This is a genomic window from Thalassotalea montiporae (assembly GCF_053485855.1).
The window spans coordinates 429,319-450,000 of record NZ_JBQRUO010000002.1 but is presented as its reverse complement, the minus strand read 5'-3'; the positions used below and the strand labels follow the sequence as shown (position 1 = coordinate 450,000).

15 protein-coding genes are annotated in these 20,682 nt (G+C 44.1%); 6 read left to right on the top strand and 9 right to left on the bottom strand.

The window, feature by feature from the left end; all coding sequences use genetic code 11:
• Window positions 1-66: 66 nt before the first annotated feature.
• From ACSLUR_RS08500 to ACSLUR_RS08485, 4 genes are all read right to left on the bottom strand, one after another.
• Window positions 67-1,365, bottom strand: coding sequence for a sensor histidine kinase (locus tag ACSLUR_RS08500; protein ID WP_448553617.1), 1,299 nt, complete (start codon window positions 1,363-1,365; stop codon window positions 67-69).
• The gene (locus tag ACSLUR_RS08495) at window positions 1,352-2,089 is read right to left on the bottom strand and encodes a response regulator transcription factor (protein WP_448553615.1); all 738 of its coding nucleotides are present in this window, start codon (window positions 2,087-2,089) and stop codon (window positions 1,352-1,354) included. The genes ACSLUR_RS08500 and ACSLUR_RS08495 overlap by 14 nt, the downstream gene beginning before the upstream one ends.
• 92 nt (window positions 2,090-2,181) lie before the next feature.
• Window positions 2,182-3,582, bottom strand: coding sequence for an ArnT family glycosyltransferase (locus ACSLUR_RS08490; RefSeq protein WP_448553613.1), 1,401 nt, complete (start codon window positions 3,580-3,582; stop codon window positions 2,182-2,184).
• A gap of 52 nt (window positions 3,583-3,634) precedes the next feature.
• Complete coding sequence (locus ACSLUR_RS08485; protein ID WP_448553611.1) at window positions 3,635-4,651, bottom strand: glycosyltransferase family 2 protein; 1,017 nt, start codon at window positions 4,649-4,651, stop codon at window positions 3,635-3,637.
• 183 nt (window positions 4,652-4,834) lie between these two features.
• On the opposite strand from ACSLUR_RS08485, the gene ACSLUR_RS08480 reads away from it, so the two are divergent.
• A complete protein-coding gene (locus ACSLUR_RS08480; RefSeq protein ID WP_448553609.1) occupies window positions 4,835-5,308 on the top strand; it encodes a GtrA family protein in 474 nt (157 codons plus the stop codon).
• A 43-nt stretch (window positions 5,309-5,351) separates the two neighbouring features.
• Here ACSLUR_RS08480 and sfsA read toward each other — a convergent pair whose 3' ends face one another.
• Window positions 5,352-6,083: a DNA/RNA nuclease SfsA gene (gene sfsA, locus ACSLUR_RS08475; protein WP_448553607.1), complete on the bottom strand. Its 732-nt coding sequence runs from the start codon at window positions 6,081-6,083 to the stop codon at window positions 5,352-5,354.
• A 236-nt stretch (window positions 6,084-6,319) separates the two neighbouring features.
• Between sfsA and ACSLUR_RS08470 the strand changes: the two genes are divergently transcribed.
• From ACSLUR_RS08470 to pepB, 5 genes are all read left to right on the top strand, one after another.
• Window positions 6,320-7,558: an immunoglobulin-like domain-containing protein gene (locus ACSLUR_RS08470; RefSeq protein WP_448553605.1), complete on the top strand. Its 1,239-nt coding sequence runs from the start codon at window positions 6,320-6,322 to the stop codon at window positions 7,556-7,558.
• Window positions 7,559-7,655: 97 nt separating this feature from the next.
• Window positions 7,656-8,606 (top strand): hypothetical protein, encoded by a 951-nt coding sequence (locus tag ACSLUR_RS08465; protein ID WP_448553603.1) that lies wholly within the window; start codon window positions 7,656-7,658, stop codon window positions 8,604-8,606.
• A gap of 3 nt (window positions 8,607-8,609) precedes the next feature.
• Window positions 8,610-9,206 (top strand): hypothetical protein, encoded by a 597-nt coding sequence (locus tag ACSLUR_RS08460; protein WP_448553601.1) that lies wholly within the window; start codon window positions 8,610-8,612, stop codon window positions 9,204-9,206.
• 96 nt (window positions 9,207-9,302) lie between these two features.
• Window positions 9,303-10,079, top strand: a complete 777-nt coding sequence (locus tag ACSLUR_RS08455; protein WP_448553599.1) for a substrate-binding periplasmic protein — start codon at window positions 9,303-9,305, stop codon at window positions 10,077-10,079.
• A gap of 177 nt (window positions 10,080-10,256) precedes the next feature.
• Window positions 10,257-11,540: an aminopeptidase PepB gene (gene pepB, locus ACSLUR_RS08450; RefSeq protein WP_448553597.1), complete on the top strand. Its 1,284-nt coding sequence runs from the start codon at window positions 10,257-10,259 to the stop codon at window positions 11,538-11,540.
• A gap of 143 nt (window positions 11,541-11,683) precedes the next feature.
• Here the strand turns inward: pepB and ACSLUR_RS08445 are convergent, their stop codons facing one another.
• From ACSLUR_RS08445 to ACSLUR_RS08430, 4 genes are all read right to left on the bottom strand, one after another.
• Entirely contained in the window at window positions 11,684-12,100 is a 417-nt protein-coding gene (locus ACSLUR_RS08445) for a hypothetical protein (protein WP_245961515.1), read from the bottom strand.
• A gap of 160 nt (window positions 12,101-12,260) precedes the next feature.
• The gene (gene thpR / locus ACSLUR_RS08440) at window positions 12,261-12,848 is read right to left on the bottom strand and encodes an RNA 2',3'-cyclic phosphodiesterase (protein ID WP_448553594.1); all 588 of its coding nucleotides are present in this window, start codon (window positions 12,846-12,848) and stop codon (window positions 12,261-12,263) included.
• Window positions 12,849-12,967: 119 nt separating this feature from the next.
• Window positions 12,968-14,776 (bottom strand): choice-of-anchor I family protein, encoded by a 1,809-nt coding sequence (locus ACSLUR_RS08435; protein WP_448553592.1) that lies wholly within the window; start codon window positions 14,774-14,776, stop codon window positions 12,968-12,970.
• Between the two features lie 435 nt (window positions 14,777-15,211).
• Window positions 15,212-20,365, bottom strand: a complete 5,154-nt coding sequence (locus ACSLUR_RS08430; RefSeq protein ID WP_448553590.1) for a response regulator — start codon at window positions 20,363-20,365, stop codon at window positions 15,212-15,214.
• Window positions 20,366-20,682: the final 317 nt, after the last annotated feature.

The following is a 20,682-nucleotide window of genomic DNA, read 5'->3' as shown; positions in this document are numbered from 1 at the left end:
TGTGTACTTGGTTCCCATAGGATGGGATCTGGATCAAAGCGCACGATTATCAATTGTTGAATCACTTTACTGATCACTATTGCACAATTTAACTGTCGCGGTACAGCCTTGCTTAGCGTTGTTTTGTAACAAAAACTGCCATCGATATTTTTGGCAAATGTCGTTTACGAGCTGCAAACCTATGCCAAAGCCTTCGTAGCCTCTTGGTTTTGCATCTAAACCGACGCCTGTGTCAATAACATCTATATATTGGTCGCTGACAAATAAACTGACGCTACCATCAACCGAGCAATTGATGGCGTTGTTTAGTAAATTTTGGATTACCGCTGAGAACAGCTGAGGTTCAACATCTAACGCGAATGGAGCTTTTAACTGTGACGTTAATGTGACCTGATTTTGTTTTGCAGTTTCACTGACCATTTCAATCATTGATGTCAGGTACTCTTCATTCACAAATAAACTCTTACTCGTGGCTTGGTCACGCGCCAGCAATAAAAAAGTAGCAGTTAACTGTTCCATGTTAGTGACTGCATGTTTAATTCTAGCAGTTTGCTTATCGACAATGTCGTTTGACAGCCTACGCAAGATACTCAGACTGCCAGTAATAACTGTCATGGGAGTGCGCAGTTCATGGCTAACATAACGGGTAAAGGTTTTTTCTCTTTCGACCAGTTGTTTAATGCGGTCGCGATATTGGTTGATAGCCGCTAAAGTGCGGTCGACTTCAAGCGGCAGTGCTTGACTAACCTTTCCCTGCTTGGCTGCATCTGGCTCAATTAAAATGGGCGAAAAGTCAGTGTCGAGTGACTGTTCTAGCTGCTCTACTAGCGATGCTAGTGGTGAGGCAATGCGCTGAGCAGCTTTGATCATCAAAAAAACGGCAATTACGCAGATTATTGAGCCTAATGCGAATAATAGTAATTGGAATAAATTAAAGTCGAGGCCTTCGCTCCACTCGTAGGCGCCCAGGTCTTCAACCGCGTAAAGTGTTGTTAATTGGTCGTTGATAACTTGTTCACTGGTCAATACACCAAAATCGCTTTCGTCTTGCTCTGTTACCCAGTTTTCTTGGCCGCGCCATTCTGGCGAAAAGGTTTTTTGCAACGCAGTTGGCAGCAATTCGTAGCGGTCGTATATCGACAGTAAAGGGTCTATAACTATTTTACCCTGTTCTCCTTGCTCAAAACGGGCAAAATGGTGGGGAGCGATAAGTGCCAAACGGTTTAACCCTGTGGTGCTTTCGGTGTGGATAGTCAGTTGATAAAACATTAAGGTGTAAAATGCCAACAGCAGTCCAGTACCAAGCAAATAGGCGCGAATAATTTGTGTTTTAAGTGGTATTAAAGGCGGCTTAACTTTCTTCATTGGCGATGCGGTACCCTAGCTTTGGAATGGTTTTCAAAAGTTCGGACTCGAACGGTTTATCTAATTTTTGACGTAATTGATAAATATGCTTTCGCAAAACATCCTGCTCAGGCATAGCGTTAGGCCAAAGCGTCTCTTCTATTTGCTGTTTTGATACCGCATTGGGGAAGCGCTCAACCAGCAATTTTAAAATTTTAAAGCAGCTAGGGTTGAGCTTAACCTCACAGTCATAGCGCCATACTTGTAAGGTTTTGGTGTCTATTTTAATTGAATTGGCAGATAACGTATGGCTATACGAGTGTTGTGCGCTGCGCCGCAATACGGCGTGGATTCGAGCTTCTAAAAGCTCCAAATCAAACGGTTTAACGATGTAATCATCGGCACCCGATGTCAGCCCATCTAGCGTGTCGCTATTCGTATCACGCGCGGTCAGCATAACGATCGGAGCGCTATTTCCTGCTTCACGCAAGGTTTTGCAGACCGTTAGACCATCTACACCAGGTAGCATGATATCCAAGATAATACAATCAAAGTGATGCTCTTGAGCCAACTTCAGCCCAAGCGTGCCAGTTGCTGCATAATCGATCTCATAGTGGATATCATCTGGCGTTGATTCGAAATAATCGAATAAAACACCTGCGACCTGCTGGCAATCTTCAACGACAAGTAAATGAATGACTTTGCTCTTTTTCGAGCAAGTTGTCGCCTTAACGTTATTATTCATTGGCATACCTGGTGTATTAATAGTGCAAATTTAGCGGCTTAAATCTACTAACAAACGATATTCGTTGCATACGACATTAGATAATCATGACACTAATTACATAAATACAGTGCCTTGTTGGGGTATTGCGTTGCTTGCTGGCATTCTCCCGAGATAACGGTTGATAGTTTCGCATAATCTTTCTCACGTACGACCAAATAAAAAGGGGCGCTATGCGCCAGCAAACTGATTAGCTGGGCTTGTTCATCGAGTTTTACTGCTTGCCCAAGCGAATAAAATTGTGCAGAAAAAGGACGCTTTTGCCAGTAGTAAACCGTATGCTCTTTATTGACATCGCTTTGCCATAAAAGTTTATCGCTTGATTTGATTAGCAGATCATTACTTAACGCAACCAAGACCAATATGACGACAGTACTAGATGCTATGGCCAAGTATAGTTGAGCGCGGCTAATTGGAAGGCTCAAGGCAAAATAAACAGCCATGGCAGAAAACCCAGGCAAAACATAAGCAGGAAGAATGTTACCAGCTAGGGTAAATAACCACATTGGCGCTAACATCCAGCAAATAAAATAGTTTAATTGTGTAGTGTTGGCTGACGTGATGCTCTCGCTATGATGTGCAGTCGAATCGTAATTTACAGTATTTCTCACCTTTTGTATTAATGCAGTGAGCCAATGCTTAACTAGCCAAAATGACCAAGGGAAGGCGCAAGCTAACCAAAATAGCCAAATTGTGCCTTTGATCTCATCGTGGGCACTGCCATACAGATCTCCTTGCCAGCCAGCCACCAGAAAACGTTGAAAATGCTCACCAATAATAAAGTATTCAAGAAAGCCTGGCGTTGCTGCTTCAGCCATTACATACCAAGGCAGTGTCAGCAATAAGCACAATCCAATACCTGAGTGCCAAGGCAGGCAAGTTAGTGCGTGGCGCCACTGGGGTTGGCCAACTAGCCAAGCGCTCATGAACCAAGAAAACAATGCTATGCCCGCAATAACAACCGCTACCGGCCCTTTAATAAGCATGCCCAAAGCAATACCAACGAAAAACAAATGGCCGTGAAGTTTGTTATTAATGCCTTGAAAACAATACCAGTAGCTTGTCATCACTAGCGTTAGTGACAGCAATAAGGCGGTGTCAGTCATCACCATTCCGGTAGCAACAATAAAGCCAAGGCTGGTGGCCAATACCAATACTGAGTGTTTTGCAGCCCTGCTTGACCCGATTGTGCAAACAAATCGGTAGGTCAGCCACAGGGTTAGTAAGCCACAAACAAAATGAGGTAATCTGGCAGCGAATTCATTAATACCGATCGTTGCCATCGATACTGCACTTATCCAAGTATGTCCCGGTGGCTTGCCCCAAAATGGTACGTTGTAGTCAAACAGCGGCGTCACCCAATTGCCAGTTTCAACCATCAAACGTGCCATTTCACCATAGCGCGCTTCCGTGGTATCGAACAACGGATACATACCCAGAGATATCAATCGCACTACTAGCAATGCCAAAGCACAGCTTAAAGCTAATTGTGGGAGATTTTTCGCGTTAACCATGATGTTTTAACTCCATGGTTTTCATCGGCGCTGTTTGAACATCCATCGCAATGTATATTGGACGCTGTTTGGTTTCGGTGAATATTCTGCCAACGTACTCACCTAAAATGCCAATGGCTAATAGTTGCACGCCCCCTAAAAACAATTGAATCAACATTAAGCTGGGGTAACCGGCGACAGCTTCACCAAAGAATAAGGTTTTTAATGCTATCCATAGTCCATATACAAAGGCACTTAACGATATGAGCCCGCCCCCCCAAGTAGCGAGTTTTAAAGGCTTAACACTAAAAGCCGTGATACCCGACAAAGCTAGTCGAACTAATTGGACAAATGACCATTTAGTTTCCCCTGCTGCGCGTTCAGGGCGAACAAAGGTTAGAGTCGTTTGTTTGAAGCCTGGCCATGACATGATGCCTTTCATGTAACGCGTTCGTTCTGGCAATTGATTGATATGATCTACCACGCGGCGGCTTAACAATCGAAAGTCGCCGACATCTTTTTCGATTGGAACATCGGACAACCAATCAAAAAAGCGATAGAAAACAAAGGCGCTCGCGCGCTTAAATGCGGATTCTCCTTGGCGTTCAGAGCGCTTCATATTAACGACATCAGCACCAGCTTGCCAAGCCGCGATCATTTCTGGGATCAACTCAGGCGGATCTTGCAGATCGGCATCTAATAAAATCACTGCGAGACCACTGGCATGCTCCAATCCGGCGGTAACAGCTGCCTCTTTGCCAAAGTTTCGGCTCAAATTTACTAGCTTGATATCACAGTGATAGCTTTCAAGCTGTTTAAGTAGCGGCCAGCTATTATCGGTGCTGCCGTCGTTTACATAGACAAGTTCAATGGCGCCAATTGTCATGCTAGCCAGCACTTTGGCCACTTGGTAATGAAACAGCTCTAACACCTCTTGCTCGTTATACACGGGTACAATAATGCTGAGCGTGGGGGAATTGGGTTCTTTGCTGCTAACTAAAGCGGGACTAACGAAATTGGTAAGCTTCATATCGACACCTTTTCAAGAATTTATCGGCATTCTAGCGGTGGTTATGTCGAAAAAATGTCACGCAGGTAGACAACAACTGAGGGTGACATTTTTTAGACTGGATATCACAGACAATAAACGGGCTTCACTTGTGCGCTGTGCGTTTATTTTAAATCGTGTTTTTGCTGATGCTTGGAGGAAGTAGTGTTTATACGTTTTTGCTCGGTAGGTGCTGCCGGTTTTCTCATCGATGTCGCCGCATTCTTTTGTTTTTACAGTTTGTTAGACTTTACTTTTGTAGAGAGAAGCTTTTTAGAGAGCCGTTTTGTAAACGCGGCCTTAACTGAAAACAACTACTTAATATTGACTAAAATATTAGATATCGAGCTGCTGGCGAGGGTATTGGCTTTCTGGGTAGCTGCAACATTTGTTTGGTGGGGTAATCGCCAATTTACCTTTTGTGAGCCTACATCAATAGCGCGGAACGCGCCAAAATTTGCTCAGTGGCTTAAGGCTTTCGCAAGTGCGCACCTTGCTGGCTGTGTTAACATCGCCAGCTTTTATTGGCTCAACCAGCTAACTTGGTTGCCTATTGCCTTTGCTGGAGGCGTGCTGGCTGGTCTAATGGTTAACTATGCAGGCGCTAAATATTATGTTTTTGCCCCAATAGATCGCTAGTTCATTGACATATTAGTTTGTCAGTCATTGGCGTTTATCGCGACTAGAGCTTTCTTATCGTAAGTGGGTGTTTTAAAACCATACCCTCAGGTGAAATTTCGGCTTTATAAACCAGCACTTCAACCCCTGCAGCAATGGCTTCATTGAGTAGCTGCGCATACGTTGGGTCAATATGGGCAGCGGCGGCGAAACTGGTGATTCCGGAATGTAATACCGCAAAGAGTAGCACAGCTCGTTGTCCTTGCGCGGCAATATGCATCAGTTCGCGTAAATGCTTTTGTCCACGTGTTGTTACTGCATCAGGAAAATAGCCATGTCCTTGTTTTTCTGAATGTGTATAAGCTTGGGCATCTAATAGGGTGACACTTTTCACTTCAACGTAGGCATCAGCTTGTTGCCCTTGTGACAGCAAAATATCAATTTTGCTATTTTCTTCACCGTACTTTACTTCTCTTTGGAGCGTTTGGTAGCCCGCAAGCTCTGGAATTAACCCTGCGTTAATGGCTTGCTCTGCCAATTGATTAGCGCGGGCGGTATTAACACAAATAAAATCGCCTGCTTGCTGAGTTTCGGTTAGTTCCCAACTAAAGGGATATTTGCGTTTTGGGTTGTCAGAGGTACTGTACCAAACACTGTCACCTGGCTCTGCACAGCCTGTCATGGCTCCTGTGTTGGCAACGTGAAGCGTGGTTTCGCTGCCATCAGCCAAGGTAACATCGGCAAGAAAGCGCTTGTAGCGTTTGATAAGCGTGGCTTTTTTTAATGACAACTGCATGATACGGCTCAGTTTTTATTCCGCTGGTTAAATTCTGATGTGATTGCAGCCTTGATTGTATGTTGTTTGTTGTTCAATAGAAAGACTCCAACAACCGCGCTAGAGTGGTGAGCTGGCTATACAACGACTTTGCCGTTAATCACTATAAACAAGCCGCTAGTCAACCTATCCTGTCGCTAAATCAGCGCGACTGCTATTTTTTACTAGCCTCAAACAAAAATAATAAGGTTGTAAAAATGATGGTGTTAGCCAAAACAAGTTTGCCAGAGCAAGCTTCATTAAAAAGGTTATTAGGTGCAATAACTGTGCTGATAGTAACTTTGCTGTTGAGCAGCTGCGGCGGTTCGCAAGTGCGCCCCTGTGAGCGCAACATTGATGATTGCCTGGTCGAGATACCGCCACCTGTCGAGGTGTGGTGGGATGCCCCCCTTCCTGACTTTAGCGAAAACCCCGATCGCCCGGTTATTTCATTACTTGGTGAGCGTACTCAAGTTTTTTCAGTGGGCGAATTTTATCTTGAAGAAGGTGCACTGGCGGCAGATGAGCAAGATGGTGACATTTCTGAGCAAATCGTCATTACCGGTGATGTTGATACCAGTCGTGTTGGTGACTATCTAGTGCGTTATGCTGTCACTGATAGCGATGGACAAGCGGCAATTGAGCAGGCACGCGTTATTCGCGTAATTGACAACAGCGCTCAGCACTTAACACGCAGACCACTTGGCACAACGGCCGCAAATTTCGGTTATTTTGAACATTTACCTACAAACTATGGTGAACAAGTTCAGCAAAAGCCGCCGCTATTAATTTATCTGCATGGCAGTGGTGGCAATTTGGAATTTACGACAGACACAGATCCGGTTACCTCACTTGACGCTGTTTTGGAAAACTACGGTGTGCCTCGACTTATTGATGACCGAGAGTGGAACAATGACTTACCATTCGTTGTTGTGGCACCGCATTTGGGCACTATTCCAGGCGTAGGCTTTAAAGACCGCCTTGATGCTTTTGTCGATTATGCGATCCACACCTACGATATTGACGTTAATCGCGTGTATTTAACGGGTTGGAGTAGCGGTGGTTATTTAAGTTCAGCTTACGCTGTCGATTTTCCTGAAAAAATTGCCGCTATTGCGCCTATTGCATCTGGCTTAGCCACCGAGATTGAAGACTTACCTGATGACTTCTGTAATATTGAACAGGTTCCTGTGTGGCTGTTCCACGGCACGGGTGATCAAATCACGCCGTTTGTTCGCTCTATTCGTGCTTACAATGCGATTGTCGATTTATGTCAGCCTAGGGTTATTCCCAAGCTATCGCTAGTTCTTCAGGCGAGACATCATATTCACCATGCCGTTTACGATTTATCGGCGCTTGTCGGGGGGAGCCAAGAAGCGACTTATGATCCGCGCTATGAACCGTATGACGAAGACATTTTCCAGTGGCTACTAAGTCATAGCTTGCTTGATAGGTAGTGTTTAGCCAATGGTTGAACGCCCTTGTGTTTTTTTCACCCCATGGCGATAGAAAATAAGATATAATCTTGGCTAAAATTATTGGTCAGGAAAGTTGATGTTACAGCATTTTTATAGTGAAGAAGCCGTCAGATATAACAGCATGGAAATTGCTGTTATTCTGCAAAAATTTCGAGAGCTTCTACATTATAATCAAACGCTTAATCAGCACCTTATCAACAATACTTACTGGCTAAAAATTACCGAGCAAGGGTTAGTCGATTTATTTCCCTTCATTGAAAAAGGCAAATTACTTCGTACTCTGTACCGGATGAAAGAGCTTGGCTTAATTCTGCAAAAGCAAGATCAAAGTAATACTTATTGGTTTACGGTAAACGACATTCCCGTTGAAACGCCAGCGCCAGCCAATCATTCGGTGAGCCAGCAAGCACAGGCGTTTGTCAATGGTCAGCAAGTAGAGCCTGCGAGCAAGCGATTATGGTCAGATGTGAACCAAGAATTTATTGCCGAGTCAGTTGCTAAGTTAGTGGCCAAACACGGATACGATCAAAACCACTTCTTTGAGATATGGCATACGTTTGCCTCATCAATGGACGCGAACGGTGAACAGCCTCCGGCACGTATGGATCTGATCAAAAAACGTTTTATTGCGTACGCTAACAAAGTACAAATGAACTTAGCACATGGTAATAGGCGTTATCAGCAAACCTATAATCAAACAGCCGAGAAGCGCGAACAAGCGGTGGAAGCTTGGCTTGGGTACATTGACAAGATGCCACCGGAATTCGTTTATAAGGTTGACTCTAATGGCCTGCAAGCTTCCTTAGACTTTGTTTGGAATTGCTTTATTCGCAAGTCTTATGAAAAGCAAATTCCACTTAAAAACAGCTATCAACTAGAAAATGGTTTTTCAGTGTTTGTAAATACATGGCGCCAAAACGAAGTCAAAGATCAGCAAAAACAAAATTACAAACCTCGCAGTGGTTATCAGAAAGTTGATCATAGCGATACTTCTTGGGCTGACGATATTGATTTGGAAGGGTTATAGTCAATGAATAAGCGCACTATACAAAACAAACAAAATACGCAACAAATGTTAAGACCAAACTACCCGTCGCAAGGCAGTTCGCTACAAAACTATTCGCTACAGACTAAGTCGCCGCAAAATATGTCTTCGGCGATGTCTGATTTTAGGCAGCAATACCAACAGCAGGGCAATGCTAATCATAACTTAGCTCAGCGTGGTAGTGCCGATGTGCCTGCCGACTTACAGATCAAAATCAACAAAGTGGTTGAAGCGATTGACGGTATGTATCAGTTCTCTGGCTTGAGAGATACCGAGAAAACTAATCGCTACAAAGCTGAGCTTACCAAAGGGTTGTACAGCATTCGTGATCGTATTGATGAGTCGAATTTAAGAAATGCACTTAACTTCTTTCGCACGCAAGGGGGGAAGTTTCCACCAAGTGTACCTGAGTTTATTCAAGCAGTGCTTGGTCAGCACGAAGAACAAACTAAGCCCCCTGAGTTAGTTTGGTTTGATGCGTCAAAAGCCTTACCTAAACACAGCGCTGAACAAATGGCGGAATTTGCGAAACAAGGTATTGCCAGTGCTCGTGCAGCATTAAAAAAACAACCTAAGCGTTAGTGTGTATTTATCAAAGTCTTTACGGATAAGGCAGTAAATAAAAAGCTCATACAACAAAATAGCTAATCAGCAAGCGGACAAAATGGGAGGTATAGAGTGATAGCTAACATCATTGGTACTTTATTTTATCCCCTCTGCTTTTCCATAGTTTTACTGCTTTTAACTACGTTACCCAGCCATGCGCAACCAACAAGTATGCGTGTCTGTATTGACGATCAACTTTATATCCCCTATTTCGATAAAGACAATAGCATGCGATCCGATGGCAAAGTGATTGAGCTTGTTCGCAGGAGTGCCGCGAACAATAGTTTATTGATTGAAATCCAACGTAAAAGCTGGGCGCGTTGTTTAGCTAAGCTTATCGATAATCGCGTAGATGCCGCTATGGCCGTTATTTACAACGCTGAGCGCGCTGACTTGATGGTGTTTCCCAAAGGAGCAGAGCAAGATAAACCAGCCTTGTATTTGATGCGCCTTCGTTACCCATTTTTTGTCAAAAAAGATCAGCCTTTTCGTCTAAGTGAATATCAACGGCAAGCAGGGCATGGCATTAGTGCGCCTCGGGAGTATATTGCCTATCAGATGTTGGCCGACATGAAGCTGCTATCGGCTTATGATTACAGCTTGGATAATGGCTTAAAAATGGTTGCGGCAGGGCGGCTTGATGCCTATGTGGTGGAACAGGCATCAGGGCAGCATGCACTTGCTAGGCTTAGCTTAGAGCAGCAGGTGGAAGCGGCTGGCGAAGCCTTAATTGATAAATATGTACATATCCCTGTTAGTAAACAGTTTTATCAAGCGCATCAAATGCAAGTTGATGGTTTTTGGCGCGACTTAGCTGCAGCTAGAGCTGCTGTGCTAGCTGAACACTAGTTTTTGTTTTAGGTTGGCTTTTTAAGCCATTAGATACCTCAGTTAGCATTGAGGAAGTGTTTTTATCTCTTAACACTAAGTTATCGTATGCTAATCAATAATTAACGCCCAATTCGCCAATACTCTTCATTTTCAGAATATAATATTGTTATAACAATGACATTTTTGAGGTTAGCAATGACGACCATAACTTCTATTTTTCTTTCCAATGAAGCCCCTTCAGCAGGCTGGCAAAGCAACAACCTAGTTCAAATAATTGATGAGCAAGTTCATCTCTATGTTGAACCTGACAGTTTATATCCACTGCGCGATTTACAACGAGCAGGCCGTAAACTTGATGGTTTAGGTGTTAAACATATTAACTTTGTAGGCGACAACTGGTCGGCCGAACAACAGTGGGCGGTTGCGCTTGGTTTTACCAGTGTTGGTAAGCTTACCAGTGTTGATTTTTGTGGTGATCAACAAGCAGAGCTCGCGAAAAAGCTCGCGGTTTATGCATGGGCGAGAGACTTAACCAATCAAACACCTGCAGAGCTATACCCAGCGTCAATTGCAGAAAAAACAATTAACTACCTATCAGAGCTCGCGGGTGACAAAATCACGACTGTGGTGACATCGGGCGAAGCGTTAGTTGAACAGGGTTGGCTCGGCATATACAACGTTGGTAAAGCGAGTATCAATCCGCCGTGCTTATTAGAAGTGGATTACAACCCAAGCGGAGATGCAAACGCTCCTGTTGCTGCTTGTTTAGTCGGTAAAGGGATCACTTTTGATAGCGGTGGCTATTCAATTAAATCAAACGCTGGCATGTTCGACATGAAATGCGATATGGGCGGGGCAGCCGTTGTTGCGGGCGCATTAGCACTAGCGATTGAAAGTGGCTTAGAAAAACGAGTAAAACTATTTTTGTGCTGCGCAGAAAACATGATCAGTGGTCATGCTTATAAACTTGGCGATGTGATTCGCTACAAAAACGGCGTAACCATGGAAGTCGCTAACACAGATGCCGAAGGGCGAATTGTGCTAGCAGACGGCCTGTTAGCGGCCGGCGAGACTGGTGCGCCACTTATCATTGATGCAGCAACGTTAACGGGAGCTGCGGTTAGTGCAACCGGTGGTGATTACACTGCGTTATTTGCCTTAGATCAGCAAGCGGCAGATCAAGCAATAGCAGCGGCGAAACAAGTGAATGAGCCAATTTGGCAATTGCCACTTGAGCAATGGCATCAAAGTAAATGTCCGTCAGCATTTGCCGATACCGCCAATAGTCGCCCTATCCCTGGCGGTGGCCCTGGCGGTGCAAGCAATGCAGCAGGCTTTTTGAGTCGCTTTGTGCCAAATCAGGGTAAAGGCTGGTTGCACTTTGATATTGCAGCGGCATATAACGGTAAGGCGAATGAATGCTGGGCAGTTGGTGCAACCGGTATTTCCATTGAGACCATCGCGACGCTGATACGTTAGCATTTTGAATAAGGCTAAATTACGGCTGTAGTTTAGTCGCCTTTGAAAATCATTATTAGGCTAGACATCATTTTGATGTCTAGCCTATTTTTTTGAACTAACTACAACTTTCTAAGGGACGGTAGTGAGGTAGCAATGATGAGTTAGACGACTTGCGTTTGTTCCTTCAAGTAGTCTTGTAGCCAAGCTTCGGCGCTGTCTCTGTCGCTAAAAACAAAGAATGGTAGTTGGCAGCTATTGTAGATACGACGTAGCTGCATTTGTTGAATATCGGCATGTGCGGTATTGAGCAGCACTGTCGCGTTGGCCACCATATTGTTCTTAACACGAAATTTAGTGATGTCGATAATGTGCTGTTCAACTTCTGGTGTAAAAACACCACTGCCTTCATAGCAGATTAACGATGCCCAAGGTTGGTGCTTCATTTCCAAGGTCAAATCGAGCATGTCTTGATGATATTGCTCAATACTATCTTCATCGAAGATGCGTTTGGCATCGACCAACAAAATATTATCTTTTTTGGTGATGTCATAATGAGAATGGAGCTGCCTATTCATCATACCGAATCCATTTTTTGCCGGAACATATAAGTAACAGGCTTTACTCGCTTTGCCAAGTAAGCAGATTTTTGCCAAGTTACAAGTTTTTATATGTTTTAAAAATCATATGGTTAACTGGTTGGCGCAGTTGATTTTCTAATAGGCTCTCAACATGAAGAGCTCAAGTTAAGCTAAAGCGTTCTATGGCTTGGTAGCAAACACCGTTTGGAGTGGAATCTGAGCGATACAAGCTAAAACTGGTTATGTTTAGTGTGAGGGGAGACGAAAACGTTAAGCCTATCTCGCTTGGTAAAAAGCTTACTTTTCGGCTCAGCGTAATATGTGGTGTAAAAGCTCGTTCAACGAGTTTTACATCGTTATTTTCTGCCGTTTTAGTTAATGCTTGTTCAAGATATTGCAGCCATTGTGGTGTATGGGCAAGGCCAACATAAAGCACCTTAGCATTGGGAAAAACTGCCAGATGATCCGCAATGAGCTGGAATGTTGGCTGTGTTTCATTTGCAACGATATAGGCTGCTTGTCTTGCCGCTTTATTTATTGCTGAGAGCTGTGCCTGTGATGCTTGACTGAGAAAGGTAAGTGTTAAATGCAGGTTTTCAGGCTTGGTTAGACGAGGTACTTTATATTGCTTGGCTGATGCCGAAGATGTTACTGATTTTGCCAAAGTTGGCAGGAGGCTATGTTGAATTGCTACTAACGCTTGGCGATCAGCCGAGCAAAGGTCGAGTGCATAAAAATAACGAGCCACAGGGGAGCTTATACCTTAAAGGCACCACCAAGTTTATAATCAATTCACTTGATGTTAGCCGATTTTGTGGCTCGAAAGTATTTATAGACAGAAAGTAATCGTACTTTACTCCGCAGGTATTACTGTTCGGTAATCTCCCAAACACTTACTGAGCCGGAAATTTCATGACCAACAATAAGCTTTGCCGGCGCACTATCGGTTGCTGGGATAAATGCCATCCCCTCTGGCGCAAGATCTCCGGTAATATCTGCACCTTCTACGACACCTCGATTATTGAAGTAATCAACAAAGGTAACATTAAATGGGTTGGTAACATCGTAAACCATAACGCCGCCCATGCGCTCTAAGCCAATAAATGCAAAGGTACGCTCACCCACTTTACCAACGGCTAATGCTTCCGGCTCAGGGCCTTTCGCATCAGAGCGCGTGTCACCTTCGTTTTCATCTTCTTCATTGTTAAAGGCTGGCCCATAAATAGCGGCAGTAATACGCTCCATGTCGTCACCCGAGTCGAATACTAAATTACCTTGTGCATCCCAAATTGAAAATGAACGAGCGCCATAGGTAAATAACTGCTCAAAGTCACCATCATTGTCGGTATCACCGCGCTCGATACTGACTTTTAAACGCCCTAAATCGTTATCATCATTATTGATGTCAGCAAATGCGTTGGCATCCAAGCTTAAGTCTTCAGCACGTGATTCATCGGTATAGCTTAAACAGCCATCATCCTCGTCGTAATCTAGGCCACCTGCGGCACTGCAAGCAGCTTCGTCGGCAACATCAAAGAAATATTCACGGCCATCACCTTCATTAGCGGTAACGACAAATGTTGCGCCGTTCCACTCGAAAGTGGCGATAGTGTCTGGTTGGTACATGCCGTATAGATTGTTGTACTGTTTAAAGTTGACGCCGCCATCTTTGTCAGAGGCATCAAGCGATAACTGGCTCCAGTCTTTAAAACCTAAGCCGGTAATACCACTAATTTCCATGGCGTCTAAATCGACAATGACAAGGCCATTGTTTTCTTGCAAGCTAACAAAGGCGGTTTTCGAATCACTGCTCACGGCAACGTATTCTGGCTCTAAATCCATCGCCACTGTGGTGTTAATCAGTTGGCCATTGATAGTGCGGCCACTTGGGTTAGGGAACATCATCCCTTGGCTTTCCAGCATGGCCTGCTGGTTATTAAAGCTTGTAAATGTCAGTGAAACTGAAGTGTCACTAACAACGCCATCAGCAATATTGATGATTGAAATTGAACCTTCAGGATCTGTGGTGTAATCGCCACTTGGTTCACCTTCATTGGCGACAATGACTTTGCTGCCATCAGGGGTAAAAGTCACCATATCAGGTAATACGCCGACTTCGACATTTTTAACAAAGCTCGGTGCAGCGCCGCTAATATCGTAAAATGCAATGTAACCATTTTTGTCCACTTCGTCTGCTGCCATGGCAACAGCGAGCAGGTTTAATGATTGTGAAATGCTGATGCTGTTGGCATCACCTGGGGTGTTTTCTGATAACGACAACGTCGTGGCGATGGTCAAATTGGTATTGTTGATAACACCTTCGGCATCAGCTGTTAATGCAGCTGGATCAGCACCATTTAAATCGAGGAGTTCAACAGTTGCGGTATCGCCAGAGCTATTAATGGCGTAAATCATGCCGCTTGCCTGATGATATTGAACGATTTCTGCAGCTCCCTCAGGTGATTCAGCGTTAAGGACGCCACGAGCTACTAGCTTTGTACTTATGCGTGTTGGCGCATCTTGGCCATTTGTACCATCTTGACCTGCAGGGCCTTGAGCACCTTGTGGACCATTTGCGCCTGTTGCACCGTCGTCGCCGTCACAGCCTGTTAGCGCTAATAATAGTGCTGCGCTAAGTAGCGAAGCTTTTAGATTAAGTTTCTGTTTGTTATGCATTATCAGATTTCCGTATTGTTTTGTAGGTATTGTTTTTGTATTTGAAAGGAGCTGCTTAAATTTCAAGCCAATACGCTAGAGTGCCAATCTGACAAATTTGTGACCATGCGGTGACATTGTCGTGACTATGCTGTTACGGTCGCATGACCGAGCTACTACCGAACTATGGCCAAGATATGAATGAGCTGTGATGGTGTAATTAGTAAGCTATGAGTAAGTTATTAGTGAGCGATTAAAATGTGGTGAGCAATCCGTGCTTTAGATGTGTTCTACTTTCTAAAAATAGCCAGTTAAGAGAATTAGCCAATTACAAGGGAATGCCTGTTGTTAGCCGCAGTAGTATTAGGTTGAGTATCATAGACAGAAAGCTAAGTGAAGCGCTTTATACCTAAAGCGCTTTGAGTCTGGGTTAGCCTTTAATGTCAGGCTCTGATGTCAGCCTTTAAGATCAACTGTGTTTAACGACCTAATGGTTTGTTCTATAGCAGGTAAATACTGCTCAGCCTGTTCAAAGTCATATTCATTTAAGGCATTGGAAAGGCAAGCATCTACATCGGGTGCTAAATGACTATTTAATTGTTTACGCATTGCGCGCCACGTTTCTTGTGCCTCGGCGTCAAAGTCGGCAATTTCACTGCATAACTGAGTATGCAGTTTATCTAATGCTTCGCCGTCTAATTCAGTTGATACTTGGCTATCTTCTTGTCGCAATTCGTTTGGTAATTCAACTGAATTGATGGCGCCAACAATCGCTAGCAACTGTTGGTGTAATTCTTCGATGAGTTGTGTCGCGTTTTGCTCGTTTACAAGTGCCTGTTCGAGCCTAGCGACATTCGCTGAAAACTCTTCAGCCCCTATGCTCGCAGCTACACCTTTTAGCGTATGAGCCATACGGGTTGCTTGCTCGTTATCGCCTTGTTCGATTAAGTCACTAATTGCGACCAAAGATTGGCCGTGGTTGTGGACAAATTTATCCAGCAAACTCAAGTATAAAGGCACATTACCGGCGATACGCGCAAGTGCAGTGTGCGTATCTAACAGTGGGATTGCTGGCAAATTATGCTGTGTGTTTGTTGTTTCATCAATTTGAATAGCGGGCTTGCCGAGGTGTTGTTTGGGGCTGATCCATTCTGCTAGGGTGTTAAATACTTCACTCGGTGAAATAGGTTTTGTCAGGTGGTCGTTCATACCTGCTTGCAAGCAGCGTTCGCGATCACCTGCCATGGCATTAGCGGTCATGGCGATTATTGGGAGCTCATCTACGCTGATTTTTTCGCGTATTTCGGCTGTTGCCTGATAACCATCCATCACGGGCATTTGAATGTCCATTAACACGGCGTCGAAGCGTGTTTCAGCTTCTGCATTCGCGTAATTGTTAAATACTTTGGTAACGGCTTGCTGACCATCTTCAGCGATATCAACATTGAAATGAGCCATTTCGAGTAGCTCAACAGCAATTTGTTGGTTAATTTCGTTGTCTTCAACCAGCAGGATATTGGCGCCTTGAATGGCTTCTGTCGAGCTCACATCTAGCTTGGCGGTATTTTTTCGACGGGTCACTTTATCACTTCGCCCTAGCGCTTTTAAATTAGCATCAAGTAGTGTTGAGGCGGTAATTGGCTTGGTTAGATACGCGCTGATAGGCAAACCTTTTGATGCGGCGATCATATCGTCGCGATCATAAGCGGTGAGCATAATAAATTTAGGTGGCGTAGGCAGGCCAAGCGCCAAAATTTCTTTGATCAATGTCGACCCATTTTTGTGTGGCATGCGCCAATCGGTCAGTACAATGTCAAACGTACTTTGCTTAGCCTGTGCATTTTCAATTTGCTGTAATGCATGATCGGCTGACTCAGCAATAACACTGGTAAAGCCAATACTTTGAGCAATCGTGTGTAAAATCTCACGAGCCGCAACACTGTCATCGACGATCAATATTTTGATGTCGGCTGCATCAGCAATTGCCAGTTGCGGATTGCTAATTGCTTGGCCAGCTTTTCCTAAGCGAGCGGTGAAGCTAAAGGTGCTGCCTTTTTGGTATTCACTTTCTACCCATATTTTACCGCCCATCATCTCAGTGAGCGTTTTACAGATAGTCAGTCCTAGCCCAGTACCACCATATTTGCGCGTCGTAGAGGCATCGGCTTGGCTAAATGACTTAAATAGGTTTTGCATATGTGCTTCGGTCAAACCTATGCCGGTATCACTGACAGAGAATTGCAAGGTGAGCTCTTGATCAGCTTCTTCAATCGCCTCAACCTTGATGATGATTTCACCGTGATCGGTAAACTTGACCGCGTTAGTCGCTAAATTAACCAGAATTTGCCCAAGCCTTAGTGAATCGCCAACTAGACAGGTCGGTAAATTAGCTGGTAGATCAATCAGTAATTCAATGCCTTTTTGTTGGCTTTTCAGCGCAATAACTTCAACGACATGATCAAGGGTTTCAGTTAAATTAAATGGCACATGTTCTAGCGTTAGCTTGCCAGCTTCAATTTTCGAAAAATCGAGAATATCGTTAATAATGCCAAGCAAAGCGTCGGCTGAACTGTGAATTTTGTTGAGATAGTCTTGCTGTTTATCGGTTAACTGGGTTTGCAGCGTTAAATAGCTCATGCCAATAATCGCGTTCATTGGCGTGCGAATTTCATGACTCATATTTGCCAAAAAGTCACTTTTCGCTTTGGTTGCTTCAACTGCCGAGTTTTTCGCTTCCTCAAGCGCCCGTTGCGCTTCTTTGCGTACCGTAATATCACGTACAGCACCCGTATAGAAATGATCATCGTCAAAGGTAAAATCACTAACAGAAATACCAATGTCAAAAATTGAACCGTCTGAGCGAATGCCTTTTTGCTCAACAACATGACCATTGGCCATTGCCGAGCGTTCAATTTGATTGAATGGTTTTTCCATCAACAGCTTCACCGGCTGACCGATCATTTCTTCTTTGCTGTAACCAAACATTTGCTCTGCGGAAGGCCCAAAACTGTCAATAATGCCTTGGTCATCAACGATGATAATGGCGTCAGAGGCATTGCTGATAATCGTGCGGGTTCGGTCAATACTACTTTGCAGCTCGCGAGTTCGCTCGGCAACAATACATTCAAGCTCAGTATGTGAGCGGGTTAGCGCCTGTGTTGCGCGCGTTCCGAGTTTTAAAGTGAACAAAGTACAGCCAAATATCAGGGCTAAAGCAACGCAGATGATGCCGAGAATGGTGTACCTGAAAACAACCAATATTTCGACCGTCTCGTCAAAATCTACTTCAGCAGCAATGCCAATGTTGAGCTTGTCGTCCCACAGCCAAGAGCCAACCACTTTCACCCCTAAAAATCCGTTATAGCCCTCAAGGTTGGTATTAGTAAAACCTCGCGTGGCGCTATCAGCCATTGTCGTTAATGGCCAGTTTGCTTGCTCTTCTGGCGTAAAGGAGTGTTTGAGTAAGTTTTTGCCTGGATTGCTCAGGCGCATGTTCAAAATAGCTGATTGATCGGCAGCAACTAAGCCAAGTGTTTTTAATTGATTTTCAAAGCGAATTTGCGAAAGCAATTGCCCTTGGCTATTAAAGGCGTAGCTTTGGCCACTTTTGCCAACAAAACCAGTAGAGAAAATGCGTGAAAACTGCTCATCTGGAGCGCTAGTGACCGCTAAAATCGCAATAATATGAGCATCCTTATCATAAATTGGCACTGCAAAGATGAGCTGAGTTTGTTCGCTTGTCGCTAAATCAGGTGCTTGATTACTTCCTGCCTGTGAAGTGATAGGCGGGATAAATTTGCTGTCTCCAGCGAGCACACTATTGAATAGCTGCCGATGGGCGCGGCTGGCTAAGTTTTGGATGCCAATTTGCGCTTCCTCGCTACTGGCAAGGTTTATCATGTCGGGTGAAATTACAAAGTAGCCTTGCTGTGCCATGTTAGGCAGGCGTTCATTAATAAATTGACCAAGTGCTTGTTGTGCTTGGGCGTTGTTGAGCGCTGTGGCTTCACGACGCACCAGCAATAACTGCTCAACAGTGTTAATTAATTCCGGCTCTTTAACTAATTCATTAAGTGTTGAAAACTCGCCATCTACCCAGTTGGTTAAGCGGTTGTGCGTTGAGCTCATGATATTTGTCATGTTGTAGCTCAACACTTGGTTAATCTTGTTTTCTGCGTTGTTAATAATAACAAAGGCTAAAGACACTAAAATAATCGCTAGGCCAACAAGCCCAATTAACAACGTGTGTTGAAAACGTTTTGAGCCAAACCGCTCTGCAAGCTTTTCTTCGTTGTTGGTTGAGAGCACCATACTGATGCCCAGTCCAAATAAAATCAGCACAAGCACAAGGCCGGCGGCTAGGTAGTAAATTTCTGTTTGTGAACTTTGGGTAAGCTTTTGAATTTTAGTAACATCGCTGGCATCAAGTAAGTCTTTATTGGCACTGACTAAGCTATCAACGTTGATGGTTTCTAGTCCTTTGTTGATGATATTCAGCAACTCTGGGTTTTGCTTGGCAATAAAAAAGTGTAGCGATTCAGGTGGAATCACATGCTCGTCAATCATCACTAACGAGGTTAGCTTAGCGCTTTTAATACGACTTTTAACGACGACCTCTGCATCTAATAAGGCATCAGCCTGACCATTGATGACGGCATTGATTGAATCGTCAATACTTTCTGTTTCGAGCACGGTAACGTCTGGAAAACGTGCTTTTAGTTGCTCTATTGACGTGTAACCTTTGGGGATGGCAACGGTGCTATTTTGGATGTCTTCAAGGGTACGCAGGTGCTTATTTGCTTTTAAAACAAAGAGCTTTTCCTGCATTTGATAATAAGGCTGCGAAAATAAGCCAAACTTTGCACGAGATTCAGTGACATAAGTGTCTGGTAATAGATCAATGTTGCCTTGTTGAACTTGTTGAAGCAGCTCATTCCACTGACCTGATACAATTTCAAACTTTAAGCCTGTGCGTTTTGAAATTTGGGTCAACAAGCCGCCCGCAACGCCACCAATTTCGCCATTGGCTCGTTCAAAAATAATCGGCGGCCAATGCTCCACACCAACCGTTATAGTGTTGCTTTCAAGCCATGCTTGCTCTGTTGATGAAAGCTCAATTGGCCCAGGTGTGTGAATGATTTTAGGTAAAGGGCGGTGATGCGCATGACTTTTCAAACTCGACAACAATGCCGATGTCGCACTGATGTAGCGCTCTTTGCTGTTTAAGTAAACATCGTCACTAAGTAGCTTCATTGCCTGGTCGCGCTGCCCTTGCTGGCTTAGTTTGATAGCAATGGTTTCGGTTGCTAATAGACGCTTATTGGCTGTGTCAATCTGGTTGATAAAATCAGCATTTGCACTATTTCGATTGGTTGCAAGTGCTTCAAGCAATGCGTTTAGCTTTGGTTCATGCGCTTGGTAACGTTCCAACCATTTGGGTTCGCCCGTAAAAATATAGGTCAGTACTGAAGCGGTCAGCACTTCATCTAAATATTTTAATTCTTCGGTAAGTTTGCGAATTTGGTGGGCATCTAAGTTGCTGCTAGCTACTGTTTGCTCCGGAATTGCATGCTCTGTGAAAGCTTGCTCTGCATGTGCTGTATTGCTCATGCTAAACACGATAAAACTTAGTATGAAGCAAGTGATTAGCAAAGCGCTAGGTTTAAGACGTTGCACTCTGAAGCTGTTTTTCTTACCTAGTTCCCAATTTATTCTCGTCTGCTTATTAGCAAAATTTGCCAACAAAAAGCTCTGATTATTCAAGCCCCCAGTGCGAGCGAAGCTAGCTTGCCTGGCGCTGATAGGCCGAACAACTAGTGGTAGAAGATAGCAAAAGCCAGTAAATAATATGGCTGTAAAGCTATAAAACATGGGGTTTAGCTTCCTTAATTTCAGGGAATCGTTACAATATTTGGCATCAATGAGCC